This is a genomic window from Mycobacterium sp. (assembly GCF_046091765.1).
Taxonomy (GTDB): domain Bacteria; phylum Actinomycetota; class Actinomycetes; order Mycobacteriales; family Mycobacteriaceae; genus Mycobacterium.
The window spans coordinates 1-20,249 of the sequence record NZ_JBJTCF010000135.1; the positions used below are offsets into that span (position 1 = coordinate 1).

Here is a 20,249-nt window from a genome sequence, read left to right on the forward strand (position 1 = left end):
GTGATGTCGTTGCGCCCGCGGACCCAGTCCAGGGCCGCGTCGGCGTCGATGTCCTCCAGCCACAGAAACGGATCCTCGAGCATGCGCGCAGCGTAGTCTCCAGCCCATGACCGTTTACGCACGTCCCGGTGCGCCGGGAGCACTGATGTCCTTCCAGAGCCGGTATGAGAACTTCATCGGCGGCGAGTGGACGCCGCCGGCCGGCGGCGGGTATTTCGAGAACCCGTCACCGGTGACCGGCGAGGTTTTCTGTGAGGTGGCCCGCTCGACCGCGGCCGATATCGACCGGGCACTGGACGCCGCGCATGCCGCCGCTCCGGCCTGGGGCACGACGTCGGTGGCCGAGCGTGCGGTGATCCTCAACAAGATCGCCGATGTGATCGAGGCGAACCTGGAGTCCGTCGCGCTGGCCGAGTCGTGGGACAACGGCAAACCGATGCGCGAGACGCTGCACGCCGACGTCCCGCTGGCCGTCGACCACTTCCGCTACTTCGCCGGGGCGATCCGCGCCCAGGAGGGGTCGCTTTCGCAGATCGACGAGGACACCGTCGCCTACCACTTCCACGAGCCACTGGGAGTCGTCGGTCAGATCATCCCGTGGAACTTTCCGGTGCTGATGGCGGTGTGGAAGCTGGCCCCCGCGCTGGCGGCGGGCAATGCGGTGGTGCTCAAGCCGGCCGAGCAGACACCGGCCTCGGTGCTCTACGTGATGTCGCTGATCGCCGATCTGCTCCCGGCCGGGGTGGTCAACGTGGTCAACGGGTTCGGGGTGGAAGCGGGAAAGCCGCTGGCCTCCAGCGACCGGATCGCCAAGATCGCCTTCACCGGGGAGACCACCACCGGGCGGCTGATCATGCAGTACGCCAGCCAGAACCTGATCCCGGTCACCCTGGAACTGGGCGGCAAGAGCCCCAACATCTTCTTCTCCGACGTGATGGCGGCTAATGACGACTACCAGGACAAGGCCCTGGAGGGGTTCACCATGTTCGCCCTCAACCAGGGGGAGGTCTGCACCTGCCCGTCGCGAAGCCTCATCCAGGCCGACATCTACGACGAGTTCCTTGCGCTGGCGGCCATCCGCACCAAGGCGGTCCGGCAGGGTGACCCGCTGGACACCGCGACGATGATCGGCGCGCAGGCCTCCAACGACCAGTTGGAGAAGATCCTGTCCTACATCGAGATCGGCAAGAGCGAGGGGGCGCGCGTGCTCACCGGTGGCGAGCGCGCCGATCTCGGCGGCGATCTGGCCGGCGGGTTCTACGTCCAGCCGACCATCTTCGCCGGGGACAACTCGATGCGCGTCTTCCAGGAGGAGATCTTCGGGCCGGTGGTGTCGGTGACATCCTTCGCCGACTACGACGACGCCATCCGGATCGCCAACGACTCCCTCTACGGGCTGGGCGCGGGTGTGTGGACCCGCAACGGGAATCTGGCCTACCGGGCCGGGCGCGACATCAAGGCCGGACGGGTGTGGACCAACTGCTACCACTCCTATCCGGCGCACGCCGCTTTCGGCGGCTACAAGCAGTCCGGGATCGGCCGGGAGAACCACAAGATGATGCTCGATCACTATCAGCAGACCAAGAACCTGCTGGTGTCCTACAGCGACAAGGCGGCCGGGTTCTTCTGATGCCGGTGTCGCCCGAACCGCCGCGGGTGCTGATCACCGAGGCCGCGGCCGAGCTGCTCGGCCGCCTACGGGATCAGCACGGGCCGGTGATGTTCCACCAGTCCGGCGGCTGCTGCGACGGATCATCGCCGATGTGCTACCCGGACGGGGAGTTCCTCGTCGGTGACCGCGACGTGCTGCTCGGGATCCTCGGCGACACCCCGGTGTGGATTTCGGGTCCCCAGTTCGAGACCTGGAAGCACACCCAGCTCGTCATCGACGTCGTACCCGGCCGCGGCGGGGGATTCAGCCTGGAGGCACCCGAGGGCGTCCGGTTCCTCAGTCGCGGTCGCGCGTTCACCCCCGAGGAGAACGCGTCGCTGGCGGCCATCGCGCCGCTGACCGGGGCCGACTACGCGAACGGGGCCAGGCCGCCGGTGCGGCACGAGTGATCGGCGGGACCGGGTTCACCGCGGGCGATGCCGGTTCGTTACCTGGTCGGCGCGCCGACAGCGCTGCGACGCAGTCGCACTGACCGGACGTATCGTCGTTTGCGTGATACCCCTGCCCCGGGCATGGCTTCTCACCGCCGCGCTGCTACTGGGTTGCGTCGCCGGCCAGATCGCCGCCGTCGTGGCGAAGTTACTGGTCGACGCTCCCGTTCGGCCCGATCTGGTGGTGCTGCTGGTGGCCGGGGTCCCCAGCCTGGTCGGGGTGGCCGCTGTACTGTTCTCCCGGCGAAGCTGGGTGACCGCGCTGGGCGCCTTCGTCCTGGCGATGGCACCGGGGTGGCTCTCGGTACTGGTTCTGCTGCAGGCGGTGTCGGGTGACTGATACCAGTGCGGCGACAAGTCCGGCCACCGGACCCCACCTCACGCCGATGTTCGACACCGGCCCGCTGCCCTCGGCGGGGCCGATGACCGACCCGACCCCGGCGCCGATCTTCGACACCGGCCCGCATCCCGACCCGCTGCGGTCGCAGTCCCCGGGCGATGCGTTGCTGCCCGCGGACACCGCGCCCCCGGCAGCCGCCGCAGGTCCGGTGGCGATCAACGCCGCGCCGGTGACGGTTCCCGGATCGCGGGCGGTCGTCAAACGCTGGCATTTCCTGCTCATCACCCTCGGGGTGTGGGCGGCGGGTGCGGCCGCCGGGGCGGGCCTCTACTTCTGGTGGTACTCCGCGCTGTACAAGACCGCTCCGGTGTTCGCCGTCCTGCTCTACCTGGTGGCCTGCATGGTGGCCAGCCTGCTGGTCTCGATGGTCACCGACCGGCCCCGGATCACGGCCCTGGCCATCGCCGTGATGTCGGCCCCCCTGGCCTCGACGGCGGCGGCCGCCCTGCTGCACGGCGCCTATTACTTCGAATGGATCGCCCGCCCGACGCTGGGATAGCTAGGGTAGCGGTCGTGAGCCACTTTGACGTCGTCGTCCTCGGCGCCGGCCCCGGCGGGTACGTCGCGGCGATCCGCAGCGCGCAACTGGGCCTCAACACCGCCATCATCGAGCCCAAGTACTGGGGCGGGGTGTGCCTCAACGTCGGGTGTATTCCCTCGAAGGCGTTGCTGCGCAATGCTGAGCTGACCCACATCCTGACCAAGGAGGCCGCGGCCTTCGGGTTCACCGGGCAGATCAGCGCCGACTTCGGGGCCGCCTTCGACCGCAGCCGCAAGGTCGCCGACGGCCGCGTGGCGGGCGTGCACTTCCTGATGAAGAAGAACAAGATCACCGAGATCCACGGGTACGGCAGATTCACCGACGCCAACACCATCGTGGTCGACCTCAATCAGGGTGGTACCGAGACGGTGACCTTCGCCAACGCGATCATCGCCACCGGCAGCAGCACCCGGTTGATTCCCGGTACGTCGTTGTCGGCCAATGTCGTGACCTACGAGGAGCAGATTCTCGACCGGGAGCTGCCCGGGTCGATCATCATCGCCGGCGCGGGAGCGATCGGGATGGAATTCGCCTATGTGATGGCCAATTACGGGGTCAACGTCACGATCGTCGAGTTTCTGCCCCGCGCGCTGCCCAACGAGGACGCCGAGGTCTCCAAGGAGATCGAGAAGCAGTACAAGAAGCTTGGCGTGGAGATCCGAACCGGCACCAAGGTGGAGTCGATCACCGACGACGGCTCGGTGGTCACCGTCATGGTGAGCAAAGACGGCACGACGGAGGAACTCAAGGCCGACAAGGTCATGCAGGCGATCGGCTTCGCTCCCAACATCGACGGCTACGGCCTGGAGACCACCGGGGTCGCCCTGACCGAACGCGGCGCCATCGCGATCGACGACTACATGCGCACCAACGTGCCGCACATCTACGCCATCGGCGATGTCACGGCGAAGCTGCAACTCGCCCACGTCGCCGAGGCGATGGCAGTGGTGGCCGCGGAGACCATCGGCGGTGCGGAGACAATGCCGCTGGGCGACTACCGGATGATGCCGCGGGCCACGTTCTGCCAGCCGCAGGTGGCCAGCTTCGGGCTGACCGAGGAGCAGGCGCGAGCCGAGGGTTACGACGTCAAGGTGGCCAAGTTCCCGTTCAGCGCCAACGGGAAGGCCCACGGCCTTGCCGATCCCACCGGGTTCGCCAAGGTGATCGCCGATGCGAAGTACGGCGAACTGCTGGGCGGACACCTGATCGGACCGGATGTGTCGGAGTTGCTGCCCGAACTGACCCTGGCGCAGCGCTGGGACCTCACCGTCAACGAACTTGCCCGCAACGTCCACACCCACCCGACACTGTCGGAGGCGTTGCAGGAGTGCTTCCACGGCCTGGCCGGCCACATGATCAACTTTTGAGCCAGCGGCCGACCCCTTGCAGCGCAGGTCTCTGATCATCGCCGGTGTCGGCGGGTTCATCCTCGGCCACATCCTGTGGCTGGCCGGGATCTCGATCGCGACCCGCTCGTCCTCGGTCAGCACCCTGGTTCTGGTCGTCTCCGCGGTCTTCTTTTTCGCCGCGCTGGCGTCCGGATACCTGGCCTGGCAGAAGTATCAGAACAAACAACTCACCTGGGCGGTGTTCCTGGCCTGCCTGCCGATCTCACCGGTGATCTTCACCATCATCGTGCTCGGCGTCACCTACCTGTGAGCCCTCCGGGTCTGGTTAGTCGGGAAAGTCCATCGGCACCCGCAGTGACGCCAGGATTCCGGCGATCGCGTCGTAGTGGCCCGCCAGGGCGCAGAACTCGATGATCTGCAGCCTGCTCAGGTGGCGCGTGAGAGCCGCGAAGGTGGCGTCGGACAGGTCCCGGTCGCCGATGAATTCATCGGTGGCGCGTAGCAGGGCGCGCTGTCGTTCGCTGAGGCCCTCGGTATCCGGGCCGGCGAAGATCCGCTCCTGCGTGGCCGGATCCACGCCGCGCGAGCGGGCCAGGCGACGGTGCTGCTGGAGTTCGTACCGCGATCCCCGCAGGTGCCCGACCCGCAGGATGACCAGCTCCTTGTCCGCCTTGGGCAGCTTGCCCCAGTTCAGCAGCATGCCCGAGTAGGGCAGGAAGGACAGGAACAGCCGGCGGTGCTGACCCAGGACGGTGAACAGATGCATCTGCGGTGCCCGGATCGAGCGTGCGGCCAGTCGGGAGATGATCCAGTTGACCAGGCCCAGTTCACGGCGGCCCCCGACCGGTACGCGTTCCACTGCGCCCATTGCGACAGCCTATCCGGGGTGCTGTCTAGCATGGTCGCGGCGGAGACGGGATCGCCTGGCTGGAAGGGGTGAGAGATGAGCAGCGACGCGTCGGTGGACACCGGTCTGGCCAAGACGCTGATGCCCGTGCCCGATCCGCATCCCGACGTGTTCGACCGGCAGTGGCCGCTGCGGGTGGCCGACATCGACCGGCTCGGCCGGCTCCGGATGGACGCCGCCGTCCGGCACATCCAGGACATCGGCCAGGATCACCTGCGGGAGATGGGTCACAACGACTCCCACCCGCTGTGGATCGTCCGACGCACCATGGTCGACATGGTCGGCCCGATCGAGTTCCAGGACATGCTGCGCCTGCGCCGGTGGTGCGCCGGCGCCTCGACCCGGTGGTGCGAGATGCGGGTTCGTATCGACAGCCGCAAAGGGGGCCTGGTCGAGTCCGAGGCGTTTTGGATCAACTTCAACCGCGAGACCCAGAGTCCGGCGCGCATCGGCGACGACTTCATGGAGGCGCTGCTGCGAACCACCGACGTGGACCGGCTGCGCTGGAAGCCCTACCTGACTGCCGGTTCGCGGGAGGACGCCGACCAGATCAGGCAGTTCCCGATCCGGGCGAGCGACATCGACCTGTTCGATCACGTCAACAACTCGGTGTACTGGAAGGTGGTCGAGGAGTTCCTCACCCCCCATCCCGAGCTTCTGGAATCACCGCTGCGCGTGACGATCGAACACGACGCTCCGGTCGCCTACGGCGACAAGCTGGAGATCCTCGCGCACGTGTACCCGCCGGGTTCGACCGACAAATTCGGTCCTGCGTTATCCGATCGCACTGTCCGGACCCTCACCTACGTGGTGGGTGACGAGGCCAAGGCGGTCGCGGCGATCTTCCCGATCTGACAAGGAGTCGAGTGACAACCGAAATCGAGCGTGTCGGAGTCGTGGGTGCCGGGCAGATGGGAGGCGGGATCGCCGAGGTGTGCGCCCGGGCCGGAGTCGATGTCGTGGTCTTCGACACCGGCGAGGGACTGATCGATGCGGGACGAAACCGAATCCTGAAGTCGCTCGACCGGGCGGTCAGCGCCGGGAAGATCAGCGACGAGGATCGCGGCAACGCCGTCGGCCGGTTGCGCTTCACCACCGATCTGTCGGATCTCTCCGACCGCCAGCTGGTGATCGAGGCGGTCGTCGAGGACGAGAACGTCAAGGCCGGAATCTTCGCCGAACTCGATCGGATCGTCCCGGCCGACGCGGTGCTGGCGTCGAACACCTCGAGCATCCCGATCATGAAGCTGGGCGCGGCGACCCGCAATCCCGACCGGGTGCTGGGGCTGCACTTTTTCAACCCGGTTCCGGTGCTCCCGCTGGTCGAGCTGGTCACCAGCCTGGCCACCAGCGAGGCGGCCGCCGAGCGGACCGAGCGCTTCGCCGGCACCGTGCTCGGCAAGCAGGTCGTCCGCTGTAGCGATCGCTGCGGCTTCGTGGTGAACGCGCTGCTGGTTCCCTATCTGCTCGCCGCCGTCCGGATGGTGGAGTCCGGCTTCGCCACCGTCGAGGACGTGGACACCGCGGTGGTCGGGGGCCTCTCGCACCCGATGGGACCGTTGCGACTGTCCGACCTCATCGGCCTGGACACCGTCAAGCTGATCGCCGACAAGATGTTCGAGGAGTTCAAGGAGCCGCTCTTCGCCCCGCCCCCGCTGCTGCTTCGGATGGTCGAGGCGGGCCGGCTGGGGAAGAAGTCCGGGCACGGTTTCTACTCGTACTGATTCCCGTGACGGTGCTCCGGCCACATTGGTTAGGCTTAGCTGACCCGCAGGTCCTGAAGGAACGAGAGTGATGGCGGTTGACGAGGGACTGACTCCCTACTACGAGGAGTCGCAATCCATCTATGATCTGTCCAACGAGTTCTTCGCGCTGTTCCTCGGACCCACCATGGGGTACACCTGCTCGTATTTCGAACGCGAGGACATGACCCTGGACGAGGCCCAGGTCGCGAAGTTCGACCTGGCGCTCGGCAAGCTCCACCTCGAGCCCGGGATGACACTTCTCGATGTCGGCTGCGGCTGGGGTGGGGCACTCGAACTGGCGGTTCAGAAATACGACGTGAACGTCATCGGACTGACACTGAGCAAGAACCAATGCCAATACGCACGGGAGCGGCTGGCCAAGGTCGCAACCGAACGTTCCGTCGAGGTGCGGCTGCAGGGCTGGGAGGAGTTCGACGAGCCGGTAGACCGCATCGTGAGCATCGGTGCTTTCGAGGCCTTCAAGGCCGAGCGCTACCCGCTGTTCTTCGAGCGGGCCCACAAGATCTTGCCCCGCGGCGGGCGGATGCTCTTGCACACCATCCTCGCCCACACGCAGAAGTTCTTCCGCGACAACGGAATCAAACTCACCATCAGCGATCTGAAGTTCATGCGCTTCATCGGCACCGAGATCTTCCCCGGTGGCCAGCTGCCCGCGGTCGAGGACATCGAGGAACTCGCCGACCAGTCGGGCTTTGAGCTTGAACGCATCCAACTGCTGCAGCCGCACTACGCGCGAACCCTCGACATCTGGGCTGCGAATCTGGCGGCGAATCGCCAGCGGGCGATCGAGATCACCTCCGAGCAGGTGTACGACCGGTACATGAAGTACCTCACCGGCTGCGCGGACTTCTTCCGGCGCGGCATCACCAACGTCGGCCAGTTCACGTTGGCCAAAAGCGGTTAGTCCCTCGGCGGCCGGTCAGGCCTCGGCCAGTTTGCGCTTCTCCGCCTCGACGTCGAAATCCGGTGCCGGCCAGGACAGGTTCATCCCCTTGAGGGCCTCGATGAGCAGCTCGGTGATCGCCAGCCTGCTGTACCACTTCTTGTCGCTGGGGACGGTGTACCAGGGAGCATGCTCGGTGGAGGTGCGGTCCAGCGCGATCTGATAGGCCTCCTGGTAGGCCGGCCACAGCTTGCGCTCCTCGAGGTCGCCCGGGTTGTACTTCCAGTACCGGTCGGGCCGCTCGAGTCGTTCAGCCAACCGCCTTTTCTGTTCGTCGAGGGAAACGAACATCGCGACCTTGACCAGCGTGGTGCCCGCCTCGACCAGATCGGATTCGAAGGCGTTGATCTCCTCGTAACGCGATTCCACCTCGTCTCGGGGAACCAGTTCATGCACCCGGACGACCAGCACGTCCTCGTAGTGCGAGCGGTCGAAGACCCCGATGTGCCCGGCGGGTGGCAACGCCCGGGTGAAACGCCACAGGTAGTGGTGCGCGCGTTCCTCTTCGGTCGGTTTACCGAAACTGGCGTACCGGATACCCATCGGATTACCGGCCCCGACGACGTTCTTGACGATGCTGCCCTTGCCGGCGGTGTCCATCCCCTGCAACACCAGCAGCAGCGATCGCCGGTCGCCTTCCTTGCCGTTGGCGTAGAGCATCTCCTGCAGTCCGGCGAAGCGCTCGTTGCGTTGCGCCTGGATCCGGTCCGCTCCGTTGCGGTCGCCCTGATATCCCGGGGTCGCGTTGGTGTCGATGTCGGCGATCTTCTCGCCCGGGCTGAACCGGAGGATCGTGGCGGGCTCGTGCGACCACTGTGACGGCAGATCGGCCATGGCCGAACCCTAGTTCGTCCGAGCTAGTCCGGGGGCAGGACCGGGGAGGGGTGCGGTCCGGCGTTGAACTTCTCCAGCGATCCCCCCACCTCGACAATGCCGCACAGCGCGCTCCAGCAGAGCATGGTCAGGTAGTCGATGAGCTCGTCGCTGGACATCCGCGGGTGTGACATCCAGGAGTGGGTGGCCAGTTGCACGCCCCCGACGATCAGGTACGCCCAGGGCTCCACCCCGCCGGTGTCCATGCCGGCCCGCTGCATGCGCCGGCGCAGCATCACCGCCAGCATCCGGGCGATGATGCGCTCGGAGTCGGCGATGACCTTGTTCTTGCTGGCCGAGCTGTTCGCCATGACGAAGCGGTACGGCTCGGGTTCGGCGGCCACGGTCTCGACGTAGACCCGGACCAGATCGCGGGTCAGTTCGAAACCGTCGAGGTCAGAGGACAGCGCGGCCGCCATGTTGGGGATCAGCGTGGTCTGGGCGAACCGCATCATGACCGCGGTGGTCAGGTCGTTCTTGTCCACGAAGTACCGGTAGAGCACCGTCTTGGAGACGCCGATCTCGGTGGCGATCTCGTCCATGCTGACGTCGCGGCCCCGGCGGCGGATGGCGTCCAGCGCCCCATCCACCAGCTCGGTCCGCCGCTCCACTTTGTGCTGGTGCCAGCGGCGTTTCCGGCCATCGGTCTTGGCCGCGGTCCCGGCGTGCTCGTCTGAGTCGGTGATGCCGGGGCTGATCTGCTGTGTCACGCTTCGTTCCCCTATCTGGATCGGATTCTACGGGCTGCCCGCGCGCCGAATAGCGGATGATGGAAGGCGTGGTTGCCAAACATCGCCTTCCGGCGCCCCCGGTGCGCAAGCCCGGCGGATTTGCCAGGTCGGTCGCGGAGTCGTTCGCCGGTGCTGACGCGGCGGCCGACGCCGAGCGGCTGCGCAGCCTGCGCAAGATGAAGGCGGTGGCGCTGAGTTTCCTGCTCGGCGCGACGGCATTGTTCCTGGCCTGCCGGTGGGGCCAGTCCCAGGGCGGACCGGGCTGGCTGGGGTATGTGGCGGCGGCGGCCGAGGCCGGGATGGTGGGTGCGCTGGCCGACTGGTTTGCGGTGACCGCCCTGTTCCGCCACCCGCTGGGCCTCAAGATCCCGCACACGGCCATCGTCAAACGCAAGAAGGACCAACTCGGGGAAGGCCTGGGTAACTTCGTCCGGGAGAACTTCCTGTCCCCGGACGTGATCGAAACCAAGCTGCGTGACGCCGAGGTGGCCAGCCGGCTGGGTAAATGGCTGGCCGAACCCGAGCACGCGGCGCGGGTCGCGGCTGAGACCGCAACCGTGCTGCGGGTCGGGGTGGAGCTGCTCAACGACGAGGACATCCAGCACGCCATCGACCGGACGATCGTCCGGCGCATCGCCGAACCGCAGTGGGGTCCGCCGACGGGAAGGCTGCTGGCCCAGCTGCTGGCCGAGAACCGCCAGGAAGCCCTCATCCAATTGCTGTGCGATCGGGCGTTCGAGTGGTCACTCAACGCCGGTGACACCATCGAGAGGGTGGTCACCCGGGACTCGCCCAGCTGGTCTCCGCGCTTCGTCGACCTGCTGGTGGGTGAGCGCATCCACCGCGAGCTGGTGGACTTCACCGACAAGGTCCGCCGCAATCCGCACCACGAGTTGCGCCAGTCGGCGAACCGTTTCCTGTTCGAATTCGCCAACGACCTGCAGAACGATCCGGCGACGATCACCCGCGCCGAGGCGGTCAAGGAACAGCTGATGGCCCGTGACGAGGTCACCAGGGCCGCTGAGACGGCATGGAAGACCCTCAAGCGGCTGGTGTTCGACGGCGTGGATGACCCGTCGAGCCCGCTGCGAGCCCGCATCGCGGACTCGGTCGTGCAGATCGGTGAGGCGCTGCGTGACGACGCCGAACTGCGCGACAAGGTCGACGGCTGGATCGTGCGCGGCGCCCGGCATCTGGTGGACGAATACGGCGCCGAGGCGACCACGATCATCACCGACACGATCGAGAGCTGGGACGCCGACGAGGCCAGTCGGCGGATCGAACTGCATGTCGGCCGCGATCTGCAGTTCATCCGGATCAACGGCACCGTGGTGGGCGCCCTGGCCGGTCTGGTGATCTACACGGTCGCGCAAATACTGTTCTGAGCTGCGCTAGCAGGTGCTTGCAAAAGTTAGCACTGCAGGGTACCGTGGGGTTATGGCCCAGGAATCGGATCTGGCTGCGGTGATGAGCAATGCCGCCCAGGACGTCGGGACGTTCATCAGGACGCAACGTGAAGCCGCACAGGTGTCGGTGCGGCAACTGGCCGAGCGCTCCGGTGTGAGCAATCCCTACCTGAGTCAGATCGAGCGGGGCCTGCGGAAGCCTTCCGCGCAGGTGCTGAGCCAGATCGCCAAGGCGCTGCGGCTGTCGGCCGAGGTGTTTTACGTCAGGGCCGGAATTCTCGAGCCCGGGTACACCACCAAGGTCCATGACGCCGTCATCGCCGACACCTCGATCTCCGAGCGGCAGAAGCAGGTGCTGCTCGACATCTACACCTCGTTCCGCCAGCAGAACGATCAACAGCCGGGGGAGTTGACGGCGAACTAGCCCCGCTTGAAAACGCTCTAAAACGCTGTAAAACGCTGTAAAACGCTGTAAAACAAGGAAAGGAGCCATTGCCATGGCTGACAACACCAACACCATCGAGGACCTGAAGGCCCCCCTTCTGGCCGCGGTCGGCGCCGCCGATCTCGCCCTGGAGACCTTCAACGAGATCCTCAACACCCTGCGCGAGCGGGCCGAGGGCACCGGCGACCGGATCGACGACCGGCGCGCCGCTCTGACCCGCTTGCAGGAGCGCCTGCCCAAGCGCACCGGCGAACTGCGCGGCAAGCTCACCAGCGACGAGCTGCGCAAGGCTGCCGAGGAGTTCCGGGTGGACGCCGCCGAGACCTACAGCAACCTGATCGCGCGCGGCGAGGCCGTGCTCGAGCGGTTGATGGGCCAGCCTGAGTTCAAGCAGGCCGCCGGCCGCGTCGAGGGCTACGTCGAGCTGACCCAGGAGGCGCTGGGCACCGTGTCGGCGCAGACTCGGGCCGTCGGTGAGCGTGCCGCCAAGCTGGTCGGCGTTGAACTGCCCGCCAAGAAGGCCGCCAAGAAGACGGCCAAGAAGGCTGCCAAGAAGGCCCCGGCCCGCAAGACTGCCTAGAAGGCTGACAAGACGGCCCCGCCCCGCAAGGCTCCGGCCCGCAAGGCCGCTAAGAAGGCCGTGAAGAAGGCTCCCGCCAAGGCGGTCCGCAAGACGGTCAAGAAGGCCGCGAAGAAGGCCCCGGCCCGCAAGGCTCCGGCCAAGCGCGTCACCCAGAAGTAACAGCGGTTCGACGCCGCGACGGCACCCGCCTACCCTGGAAGCTGTGGAGCTTCAGGGTGTGGCGGGTGCCGTTCTATATGTCGTCCATTGGGCTGTGTTCGTGGCCACCGGCTACGCGTTCGTCAACGCGGCACTGCAGCGGCCCGACGCCTACCCCGCCGCGGACAAGTTGACCAAGCCGGCCTGGCTGGCCATCCTCGGCGTCAGCGGGCTGCTGGCGCTGTTGCTCGGCATCATGGGAGTGGTGATCGCGGCGGTGGCCGCCGGCGTCTACCTCGTGGACGTGCGGCCCAAACTGCTCGACGTCCAGGGGAAGTCGCGCTGAGGACCGCGGTCGCGCTGTTCGTGCCGTTCCTCGTCGTGCTGGCCGGGGCTCCGAGCGCGGCCGCTGACGGTGCCGGCACCTCCGATCCTCGCCCCGGGGTTCCCTACATCGGCCTGGCCGCCTGGGCAGGCGACACGCTGCGGGTGGTCCCGACCCCGTCCGGGCGGCAGCTGGCGGGCGAACTCGGGAAACCCTCGGCCGCAGCGGATCAGGCCTGGCGCGAGGTCCTCAACCTCGCCCCGGACGCCGAGCGTCCGGGAATGTACGCCCAGTTCGTCTGTCACTGGCGCTTCGCCGAGTTCGCCGAACCCGGCAAGGACAGCTGGGATCTGGAATCGTGGCGGCCGGTGGTCTCCGACAATGCGATGGTGCTCGCCGGATGCAATCCGGGTGGACCCGAACACGAACTCTGACCCGCCGACGACTGCGGCCGTCACAGCCCCGCGAAGCAGGGATCCTGCTGGGCGGTGGGGATCGTCGCGTCGCGGGTCACGAAGCGCGCGGTGACGCCGTCCTGGGTGACCGCGACGGAATCGGCGTGGATGCCCATCGGGAGGTTCTTGGTCAGCGTCGTGGTGAACGCGTCCAGCGCCGGCTGGACCGTCTCGCTGGGCAGGGTGAAGCCCAGTCCGGTCAGCCCGACCACCGTGAGCGCCAGCCCGCCGTCGGCAACCTGCGGCCGCACCGTCACCGTGCCCAGCGCGCCCTGCAACTCGATCGTGCCCGCCGCCGGCTCGGTGGCCACACCGCTGACCAGACCGCCGAAGATCGGGACGATTCCCGCGACCGTCTCTTTGATGCCGTCGGAGGACCACGTCACGTCGGCGTCCAGCGCGCCCAGCGTCCCGGATGAATCGGCGGTCGGCGCGATCCGTACATCGTCGAGGCGCAGCTTGAGCTTCATCCCCTTGGCCTCGCGGATCTGATTGCCCGCGGTCTCCACCGCCACGTCGCGGTAGGAGTGGGTGAAATGCTGAACCAGGAACGGCCGCAAGCCGAACGACGCGGTGGCACTGTCCCCGACCACACAGCTGACGGCCCGCGCCACGACCGAGTTCGCAACATTGCGGGCATACAGCTCCCCGCCGAGCAGGCCGGCCAGGGCCAACGCCAGCACGATGATCACCACCAGGACCACCGACAGCGGGTCGGAAAGACGACGGCGGGCCGACGGCGGCGAAATCGGGGGACTCCCCGGGGGCGGCGTCGTCACCGGGGCGATTGTGCCCTATCGGCTGGTGCGCCATCAATACGCGCGAAGTCGGCGCGGTTGCGCAACACCCCGATCGTCTCGCGGACCGCGTCCAGCCCGCCGGTGTCGATGTCGCAGATCAGAAGTTCGGGGTCACCGCCGGCCGCGGTGAGCACCTCGCCGAGCGGCGACGCCACCAGGCTGCCGCCCGTCCCCCGCGGCGCGGTCCCGGTCGTCGGGCCCGGGTGGGCCTGCCCGGCGGCGGCGACGAAACAGCCCGAGTCCAGTGCCCGGGCCCGGGCCAGCAGCGTCCACTGGTCGAGTTTTCCGGGTCCGGCGCCCCAGGATGCGCTGACCGTGATCAGTTCCGCTCCCCGGTCGGCCAGCTCGGTGTAGAGACCGGAGAACCGGATGTCGTAGCACAGCGTCAGCCCGACACCGACCCCGTCGACGCGGACGACCACGGGCTGGCGTCCGGCGGCGACGGTCGTCGACTCGGTGAAACCGAAGGCGTCGTAGAGATGAATCTTGTCGTAGCGGCCCTCGACCCCCGCGCCGGTGATCAGCAGGGTGTTGGTGATGCGGCCGTCAGGTGCGGGACAGAACATGCCGGCAATCACGGTGATTCCCGCGCTGTCGGCGCCGGCCCGCACCGCGTCCGCCCACGGTCCGTCGAGCGGCTCGGCGATCGGCCCCAGCGCAACCCCCAGCCGGCACATGGCGGCTTCGGGGAAGACGACCAGCCGTGCGCCGGCGTCGGCCGCCCGGCGGGTGTAGTCCAGCACGATCCCGAGGTTCGCGGCAGGATCGGCCGACGACTGCATCTGCGCCACACCGATCCGCATGGCGCCCAGCCTACGGCGGCGCGACCAGTGCCCACGGCACGGTGAGCACGGCGTCGCGAAGGCTGCGCCGCTGCTGCTCGACGGGCAGCCCGTCGGCGCGCAGGGCGGCAAGCATCGCCCGCCACCGCGCGCGCGGACCGAACACCGACTGCCCGGCCGCTGCCGCCCACGCCCGGTCGGCCGCGACGAGCAGGGCGTGGATGGGCTGGCCCGCGACGTTGTGGTGGATGAGCGCCTTGGGCAGCCGCTCCGCCAGGTCCGAGGGGCGATCGAGGTGGCGCGGATCGCAGGCGAGGGTCAGGCTCACCGGACCGTCGCGGTCCAGCAGCACCCAACTGCAGTGCCGGCCCAGCTCGTCGCAGGTGCCCTCGAGGATGACCCCGTCCGGAGCCAGCCGAGAACGCATCTCCCGCCACGCCGAGGCGACGGCCTCCAGCGGATACTGCCGCAGCACGTTGAACGCGCGTACGAGCACCGGAGTCAGTCCGGGCCAGCTCGAATCCGCCGACCTCGAATTCGGCCGACGGTGCCGAGGCCCGCGCCGCAGCCACCCGGTCGGGGTCGATCTCGATCCCGATCACCCGCGCGTCGGGCCGCAGCGCGCGAATCCGCGTCGCGAACTCGACGGTGGTGATCGGCAGCCGCCCGAAGCCCAGATCGACGGCGATCGCCGGGGTCTGAGACTGCAGCGCCGCCCGTACCGCCGGCGAGTTCGCCAGCCAGCGATCTACCCGGCGCAGCCGGTTGGCCCCGGTCGTTCCCCGGGTCGGCATCCCGATCGGGTTGCGCCGGCCGTGCGGCGGTCTAGCGATGGCCGGCGACCCATTGGGCGGTGAATTCGCCCTCGTTGGTGAACAAACTACTGAGACCGTTGATGATCAGCTTCTCGATCTGCCCGCCGATGAGCGGCACCTTGACCGAGCACAACGTCTGGATGCGCATCTGGCTGCCCGCTCCGGAACCCCGCAGCAGATAGTCGCCGGTGATCTCGAAGGGAACCGAGCTCGTCGTCGCCTGGTAGCGGCCGACGGCCTCGTCCGCCTCCGGCCGGAACGGCTCGAAGCGCTGCTCGCGGGTGATCGTCAGCTTGGCCGGAACCACCGGCCGGGCGATGGCGGGCAGATCCTCCGGGGTCATGATGTGCGCGAAGGCGACCTCGGTGCCGTTCTCATCGGACTCGAAGCGCACGATCTCGGTGCGGGTCGAATTCTGCTGATAGAAATCGACCAGGTCCTGCCAGTAGCCGATGGTGGTGAAGTCCTGATACACCTGTTCGGCCGGGGCGTCGATGTCCACGGTGTAGACCATGCTGCGGGGCATGCGATCACGCTACCGCCGGGCTCAACGGTTCCCGGCGATCCAGGCGGTGGTGAAGCGCTGTTCGGCGATCAGCAGCGTCATCAGCTGGTTGCCGATGAAGTTCTCCAGCTTGCGCCCCACCAGCGGAATGTCGACGTCGATCGTGGCCCGAAGAGACAACCGGGAGCTGCTGTCCGACGGCGCCAGCTCGGCCGCGCCGGTCAGGGCCACCGGAGCAGCGGCGATGCTGCCCGCCACCGCTGCTGTCGCCTTGCCGTCGATCAGGCCGGTCCAGCTTTCGTCGCGCCGGACCTCCAGGTCGCCCCGGTGGAACTGGGACACCACCGCCGGCAGCCGGTCGGCGCGCAACACCTGAATCGTGGCCACCGCCACACCCCCGTCGGTGCCGGTTTTCAGCGTCTCCAGGCGCGCCTCATCGCAACCCGATTCGGCCAGCCGGTCCAGCCAGTACTGCTCGTCGCGAAAGGCCTGCAACATCTGCTCGACGGTGGTCTCGTAGTCGGTGGCCATGTCGAATGAGCGCGGCATAGCTGGTGAGGCTACCGTTACCGGGCGTGGCCACTGGGGCGGATTTCGGCGGTGCGCGTGTCGACCAGAACGTGCCGCTGGCGTCGCTGACGACGCTGCGGGTCGGTCCCGTGGCGCGGCGGGTCATCACCTGCCGGACCAGCGCCCAGATCGTGGCGACGCTGCGAAGTCTCGACCGCGCCGAGGGCCCGGTCCTGGTGCTCGCCGGCGGATCCAATGTGGTGGTCGCCGACGATCTGGTTGACCTGACCGTGGTGCGGCTGGCGACCGCGGGGATCGCGGTCGACCCGCCGCTGCTGCGCGCGGAGGCCGGAGCGGACTGGGACGCCGTCGTGCAGCGGGCGCTGGCGGCCAATCTCGCTGGGCTCGAATGTCTCTCGGGCATCCCGGGCTCCGCGGGCGCGACCCCGGTGCAGAACGTTGGAGCCTACGGCGTGGAGGTCGCCGACCGGTTGACCCGCATCCGTCTGCTGCACCGGCACAGCGGTGAGGAGCGCTGGGTCGCCGCCGCCGAACTCGACTTCGGATACCGGCACAGCGCGCTGCGGCACTCCGACGCCGAGGTGGTACTGGAGGTGGAGTTCGCACTCGAACCGGCGCGTTCGGCGCCGATCCGCTACGCCGAACTCGCCGATGCGCTGCGCGTGCCGGTCGGCGCGGCCGCCGAGCCGGCTGCGGTGCGCGCGGCGGTTCTCGCCCTGCGCGCCGCCAAGGGGATGGTCCTCGACGCGAACGATCACGACACCTGGAGCGTGGGGTCGTTTTTCACCAACCCTGTCGTGGCGCCCGAGCGGCTCGAGGACATCCGGGCCGCCGCCGGTGCCGACGTACCGCACTTCGCCGCATCCGGTGGCGTGAAGATCGCGGCAGGCTGGTTGGTCGAGCGAGCCGGATTCAGCAAGGGGTACCCCGGCAGCGGGCCGTGCCGGCTGTCCACCAAACACGCCTTGGCAGTGACCAATCGGGGTGGGGCGAGCACGACGGACGTGCTCCACCTGGCGCGCGCCATCCGCGACGGCGTCCAGGCCGCCTTCGGGGTCACCCTGCTGCCCGAACCGGTCCTGGTGGGCTGCGCGCTGTGAGCCGGGGAACCCCGGGGCTCTAGGACTGAGCCCGGCGATGGTAGCGGCTTGCGCTGGCCTGATCGCGCGGTCTCACCACGATCTGGTCGATGTTGACGTGCGGGGGACGGGACGCGACGAAACCGATCACCTCGGCGACGTCCTCGGCGGTCAGCGGGGTGATGCCGGCGTAGACCGCGTCGGCGCGCTGTTCGTCGCCGCCGAATCGCACGAGTGAGAACTCGGTGCGCACCGCGCCCGGTGCGACCTCGGTCAGACGCACCGGCTGGCCCAGCAGCTCGCCCCGGAGCGTTCTGTGCAGGGCGGCCTGAGCGTGTTTGGCCGCGCAGTAGCCTGCCCCGCCGTCGTAGACCTCCAGGGCGGCGATCGAGGTGACCGTGACGATCAGGCCGTCACCCGATTCGATCAGCCGGGGCAGCAGCGCTCGGGTGACCCGCAGTGTCCCCACCACGTTGGTCTCCCACATCCAGCGCCAGTCATCGAGGTTCGCCTCGGCAACCGGTTCCAGACCCTTGGCGCCCCCGGCGTTGTTCACCAGAACGTCGACCCGGCCGAGTCCGGTGGCCATCTCCGCCACGGCGGTGCCGTCCGTGACGTCGGCGACGATCGCCGAGCCGCCGATTTCCCGCGCCAAATGTTCGATCCGTTCCGCGCGGCGCGCGACCGCGACGACGTGAAAACCCTGAGCCGCAAGTGTTCTCGCGGTAGCCTCGCCGATTCCGGAGCTCGCTCCGGTGACGACGGCCACCCGGGCATGGGCCTCGGAGTTCTGCGTCATCGGACCACTCTAAAGCGCGCAGTGTAAAGATGGAGAAGTGCGGAATCCGCGAGAGGTGACCGACGCCCGGGATCCCTCGATCCCCCGGCGCGTGGCGGTGCTCTCCGTGCACACCTCGCCGCTGGCCCAGCCCGGCACCGGCGACGCGGGCGGGATGAACGTCTATGTGCTGCAGACCGCGCTGGGGATGGCTCGGCGTGGGGTCGAGGTCGAGATCTTCACCCGGGCGACCTCCTCGGCGGATCCGCCCGTCGTTTCCGTCGGTCCCGGGGTGCTGGTGCGCAACGTCGTGGCGGGACCATTCGAGGGTCTGGACAAGAACGATCTGCCGACCCAGCTGTGTGCGTTCACCGCCGGGGTGTTGCGCGCGGAGGCCAACCATGACCCGGGCCACTATGACGTGGTGCACTCGCACTACTGGTTGTCGGGTCAGGTGGGATGGTTGGCGCGTGACCGATGGGCGGTGCCACTGGTCCACACCGCCCACACCCTGGCAGCGGTGAAGAACGCCGCACTGGCCGAGGGCGACGCGCCCGAGCCGCCGCTGCGCGCGGTCGGCGAGCAGCAGGTCGTCGACGAGGCGGACCGGTTGATCGTCAACACCGAAGTCGAAGCGCGCCAGATCGTTTCGCTCCACCACGCCGACCCGGACCGGGTCGATGTGGTGCATCCCGGCGTCGATCTGGGTTTCTTCACGCCCGGCGACCGGGGCACCGCCCGGGCCGCGCTCGGGCTGCCGGCGACCGGACCGATCGTCGCCTTCGTCGGTCGTATTCAGCCCCTGAAGGCACCTGATGTCCTACTGCGCGCCGCCGCCCTGCTGTCGGGTCACACCGCCCCGGTGCGGGTGCTCGTGGCCGGTGGGCCGTCCGGTCGGGGCCTGGGTACGGAGGGTCTGCGCGAGCTGGCCGCACAACTGGGGATCGCCGAGCGGGTCGACTTCCTGCCGCCGCAGTCGCGTGATCGTCTGGTCGACGTCTACCGTGCGGCAGACCTCGTCGCCGTCCCGAGCTATTCGGAGTCCTTCGGCTTGGTCGCCGTGGAGGCGCAGGCCTGCGGCACCCCGGTGGTGGCGGCGGCCGTCGGCGGCCTGCCGGTGGCGGTAGCCGACGGGCGCAGCGGGGCCCTGGTGGAGGGCCACGAACCGGCCGACTGGGCGACGGCCATCGCCGAGCTCCTCGAGGCCGATCCCCGGCGGCTCAGCCGGGCGGCCCGCGACCACGCGCGGCGCTTCTCCTGGGACAGCACCGTCGACGCGCTGCTGGCCAGCTACCGCCGGGCGATCGCCGACTACGGCAGCGCCCACCGGCGCAGCGCGGCGCGTGACCTGGTCGCCCGCCGCGGCGGGCGGCGCTGGGCGATGCGCCGCGGGGTGCGGGCGTGACTCCCGGGGCCCGCGCCGAACAGGTGATCACCGACGTCCTCACCGAGCACGACCTGCCCTACACCCGCTACCAGGGCGCGCACGGCGGGCTGCCCGGTCTGATCGTCGAGCTTCCCGGCGAGCGCAAGCTGAAGACCAACACCCTGCTGACCATCGGCGAGCACTCGGTCCGGGTGGAGGCCTTCGTCTGTCGCAAGCCCGACGAGAACCACGAGGGCGTCTACCGCTTCCTGCTCAAGCGGAATCGACGGCTCTACGGGGTGGCCTACACGCTGGACAACATCGGCGACATCTACCTGATCGGCCGGATCGCCCTGGAAGCCGTCAGCGCCGAGGAGATCGACCGCGTCCTCGGCCAGGTTCTGGAGGCGGTCAACAACGACTTCAACACCCTGCTCGAACTCGGGTTCGCCACCTCGATCCGCAAGGAGTGGGCCTGGCGGGTGGCGCGCGGTGAGTCGCTGCAGAATCTGTCGGCGTTCCGCCACCTCATCGAGGGCACCGATGGTCGGGGGGACGGCAGGGGGGACTGCAGCGGGGACGGGTCGGCCGACGCTGACCCGGACGCCACCGGCACGTGAGACACTTT

The 20,249-nt window shown here is 68.3% G+C and carries 25 protein-coding genes and 1 pseudogene; 17 read left to right on the plus strand and 9 right to left on the minus strand.

The window, feature by feature from the left end; genetic code table 11:
* Positions 1-106 precede the first annotated feature (106 nt).
* From exaC to ACKOB8_RS15360, 6 genes are all read left to right on the plus strand, one after another.
* Complete coding sequence (gene exaC / locus ACKOB8_RS15335; RefSeq protein WP_526378779.1) at positions 107-1,630, plus strand: acetaldehyde dehydrogenase ExaC; 1,524 nt, start codon at positions 107-109, stop codon at positions 1,628-1,630.
* Positions 1,631-1,635: 5 nt separating this feature from the next.
* Positions 1,636-2,061 (plus strand): DUF779 domain-containing protein, encoded by a 426-nt coding sequence (locus ACKOB8_RS15340; RefSeq protein ID WP_526378781.1) that lies wholly within the window; start codon positions 1,636-1,638, stop codon positions 2,059-2,061.
* 103 nt (positions 2,062-2,164) lie between these two features.
* Positions 2,165-2,443: a putative holin gene (locus ACKOB8_RS15345; protein WP_526378783.1), complete on the plus strand. Its 279-nt coding sequence runs from the start codon at positions 2,165-2,167 to the stop codon at positions 2,441-2,443.
* Positions 2,436-3,002: a hypothetical protein gene (locus tag ACKOB8_RS15350; protein ID WP_526378785.1), complete on the plus strand. Its 567-nt coding sequence runs from the start codon at positions 2,436-2,438 to the stop codon at positions 3,000-3,002. Before ACKOB8_RS15345 ends, ACKOB8_RS15350 begins: the two co-directional genes overlap by 8 nt.
* 14 nt (positions 3,003-3,016) lie before the next feature.
* Complete coding sequence (gene lpdA, locus ACKOB8_RS15355) at positions 3,017-4,411, plus strand: dihydrolipoyl dehydrogenase (protein ID WP_526378787.1); 1,395 nt, start codon at positions 3,017-3,019, stop codon at positions 4,409-4,411.
* Positions 4,412-4,427: 16 nt separating this feature from the next.
* Positions 4,428-4,703 carry a hypothetical protein gene (locus ACKOB8_RS15360; RefSeq protein ID WP_526378789.1) on the plus strand — a complete coding sequence of 92 codons (276 nt, stop codon included), beginning with the start codon at positions 4,428-4,430 and terminating at the stop codon, positions 4,701-4,703.
* A 15-nt stretch (positions 4,704-4,718) separates the two neighbouring features.
* Here the strand turns inward: ACKOB8_RS15360 and ACKOB8_RS15365 are convergent, their stop codons facing one another.
* The gene (locus ACKOB8_RS15365) at positions 4,719-5,261 is read right to left on the minus strand and encodes a carboxymuconolactone decarboxylase family protein (protein WP_526378791.1); all 543 of its coding nucleotides are present in this window, start codon (positions 5,259-5,261) and stop codon (positions 4,719-4,721) included.
* Between the two features lie 75 nt (positions 5,262-5,336).
* On the opposite strand from ACKOB8_RS15365, the gene ACKOB8_RS15370 reads away from it, so the two are divergent.
* The 3 genes from ACKOB8_RS15370 (at position 5,337) to ACKOB8_RS15380 (ending at position 7,970) form a co-directional block, all read left to right on the plus strand.
* Positions 5,337-6,155 (plus strand): acyl-[acyl-carrier-protein] thioesterase, encoded by an 819-nt coding sequence (locus tag ACKOB8_RS15370; RefSeq protein WP_526378794.1) that lies wholly within the window; start codon positions 5,337-5,339, stop codon positions 6,153-6,155.
* Positions 6,156-6,166: 11 nt separating this feature from the next.
* Positions 6,167-7,024 (plus strand): 3-hydroxyacyl-CoA dehydrogenase family protein, encoded by an 858-nt coding sequence (locus tag ACKOB8_RS15375; RefSeq protein WP_526378796.1) that lies wholly within the window; start codon positions 6,167-6,169, stop codon positions 7,022-7,024.
* A gap of 70 nt (positions 7,025-7,094) precedes the next feature.
* Positions 7,095-7,970, plus strand: a complete 876-nt coding sequence (locus tag ACKOB8_RS15380) for a cyclopropane mycolic acid synthase family methyltransferase (protein WP_526378798.1) — start codon at positions 7,095-7,097, stop codon at positions 7,968-7,970.
* Positions 7,971-7,985: 15 nt separating this feature from the next.
* On the opposite strand, the gene ACKOB8_RS15385 is transcribed toward ACKOB8_RS15380, so the two are convergent.
* Both ACKOB8_RS15385 and ACKOB8_RS15390 read right to left on the minus strand, forming a co-directional pair.
* Positions 7,986-8,843 carry a polyphosphate kinase 2 family protein gene (locus tag ACKOB8_RS15385; protein ID WP_526378800.1) on the minus strand — a complete coding sequence of 286 codons (858 nt, stop codon included), beginning with the start codon at positions 8,841-8,843 and terminating at the stop codon, positions 7,986-7,988.
* Positions 8,844-8,866: 23 nt separating this feature from the next.
* Positions 8,867-9,568, minus strand: a complete 702-nt coding sequence (locus ACKOB8_RS15390) for a TetR/AcrR family transcriptional regulator (protein WP_526378927.1) — start codon at positions 9,566-9,568, stop codon at positions 8,867-8,869.
* An 80-nt stretch (positions 9,569-9,648) separates the two neighbouring features.
* Here ACKOB8_RS15390 and ACKOB8_RS15395 point away from each other — a divergent pair, with 80 nt between their 5' ends.
* The 5 genes from ACKOB8_RS15395 to ACKOB8_RS15415 all read left to right on the plus strand — a co-directional run bounded on the left by ACKOB8_RS15395 (position 9,649) and on the right by ACKOB8_RS15415 (position 12,944).
* Positions 9,649-10,998, plus strand: coding sequence for a DUF445 domain-containing protein (locus tag ACKOB8_RS15395; RefSeq protein ID WP_526378802.1), 1,350 nt, complete (start codon positions 9,649-9,651; stop codon positions 10,996-10,998).
* Between the two features lie 52 nt (positions 10,999-11,050).
* On the plus strand, positions 11,051-11,443 hold the full coding sequence (locus ACKOB8_RS15400; RefSeq protein ID WP_526378804.1) for a helix-turn-helix domain-containing protein: 393 nt from the start codon (positions 11,051-11,053) through the stop codon (positions 11,441-11,443).
* Positions 11,444-11,516: 73 nt separating this feature from the next.
* Entirely contained in the window at positions 11,517-12,044 is a 528-nt protein-coding gene (locus ACKOB8_RS15405; protein WP_526378806.1) for a heparin-binding hemagglutinin, read from the plus strand.
* Between the two features lie 205 nt (positions 12,045-12,249).
* Positions 12,250-12,531: a DUF2516 family protein gene (locus ACKOB8_RS15410; RefSeq protein WP_526378808.1), complete on the plus strand. Its 282-nt coding sequence runs from the start codon at positions 12,250-12,252 to the stop codon at positions 12,529-12,531.
* A gap of 20 nt (positions 12,532-12,551) precedes the next feature.
* Positions 12,552-12,944: a DUF2599 domain-containing protein gene (locus tag ACKOB8_RS15415; protein WP_526378810.1), complete on the plus strand. Its 393-nt coding sequence runs from the start codon at positions 12,552-12,554 to the stop codon at positions 12,942-12,944.
* A gap of 20 nt (positions 12,945-12,964) precedes the next feature.
* Here the strand turns inward: ACKOB8_RS15415 and ACKOB8_RS15420 are convergent, their stop codons facing one another.
* From ACKOB8_RS15420 to ACKOB8_RS15440, 5 genes and pseudogenes are all read right to left on the minus strand, one after another.
* Positions 12,965-13,744 (minus strand): LmeA family phospholipid-binding protein, encoded by a 780-nt coding sequence (locus tag ACKOB8_RS15420; protein WP_526378812.1) that lies wholly within the window; start codon positions 13,742-13,744, stop codon positions 12,965-12,967.
* Positions 13,741-14,568, minus strand: coding sequence for a carbon-nitrogen hydrolase family protein (locus ACKOB8_RS15425; RefSeq protein ID WP_526378814.1), 828 nt, complete (start codon positions 14,566-14,568; stop codon positions 13,741-13,743). The genes ACKOB8_RS15420 and ACKOB8_RS15425 overlap by 4 nt, the downstream gene beginning before the upstream one ends.
* A gap of 10 nt (positions 14,569-14,578) precedes the next feature.
* A pseudogene (locus ACKOB8_RS15430) lies at positions 14,579-15,341 on the minus strand (class I SAM-dependent methyltransferase).
* A gap of 31 nt (positions 15,342-15,372) precedes the next feature.
* Positions 15,373-15,888 carry a DUF2505 family protein gene (locus ACKOB8_RS15435; RefSeq protein ID WP_526378817.1) on the minus strand — a complete coding sequence of 172 codons (516 nt, stop codon included), beginning with the start codon at positions 15,886-15,888 and terminating at the stop codon, positions 15,373-15,375.
* Positions 15,889-15,909: 21 nt separating this feature from the next.
* A complete protein-coding gene (locus ACKOB8_RS15440) occupies positions 15,910-16,416 on the minus strand; it encodes a DUF2505 family protein (RefSeq protein ID WP_526378819.1) in 507 nt (168 codons plus the stop codon).
* A gap of 5 nt (positions 16,417-16,421) precedes the next feature.
* On the opposite strand from ACKOB8_RS15440, the gene ACKOB8_RS15445 reads away from it, so the two are divergent.
* Positions 16,422-17,498: a UDP-N-acetylmuramate dehydrogenase gene (locus ACKOB8_RS15445; protein WP_526378821.1), complete on the plus strand. Its 1,077-nt coding sequence runs from the start codon at positions 16,422-16,424 to the stop codon at positions 17,496-17,498.
* A 19-nt stretch (positions 17,499-17,517) separates the two neighbouring features.
* Here the strand turns inward: ACKOB8_RS15445 and ACKOB8_RS15450 are convergent, their stop codons facing one another.
* The gene (locus ACKOB8_RS15450) at positions 17,518-18,276 is read right to left on the minus strand and encodes an SDR family NAD(P)-dependent oxidoreductase (RefSeq protein ID WP_526378823.1); all 759 of its coding nucleotides are present in this window, start codon (positions 18,274-18,276) and stop codon (positions 17,518-17,520) included.
* Positions 18,277-18,313: 37 nt separating this feature from the next.
* On the opposite strand from ACKOB8_RS15450, the gene mshA reads away from it, so the two are divergent.
* Positions 18,314-19,660 (plus strand): D-inositol-3-phosphate glycosyltransferase, encoded by a 1,347-nt coding sequence (mshA, locus tag ACKOB8_RS15455; RefSeq protein ID WP_526378825.1) that lies wholly within the window; start codon positions 18,314-18,316, stop codon positions 19,658-19,660.
* Positions 19,657-20,241 (plus strand): YbjN domain-containing protein, encoded by a 585-nt coding sequence (locus ACKOB8_RS15460; protein WP_526378827.1) that lies wholly within the window; start codon positions 19,657-19,659, stop codon positions 20,239-20,241. Before mshA ends, ACKOB8_RS15460 begins: the two co-directional genes overlap by 4 nt.
* Positions 20,242-20,249 lie beyond the last annotated feature (8 nt).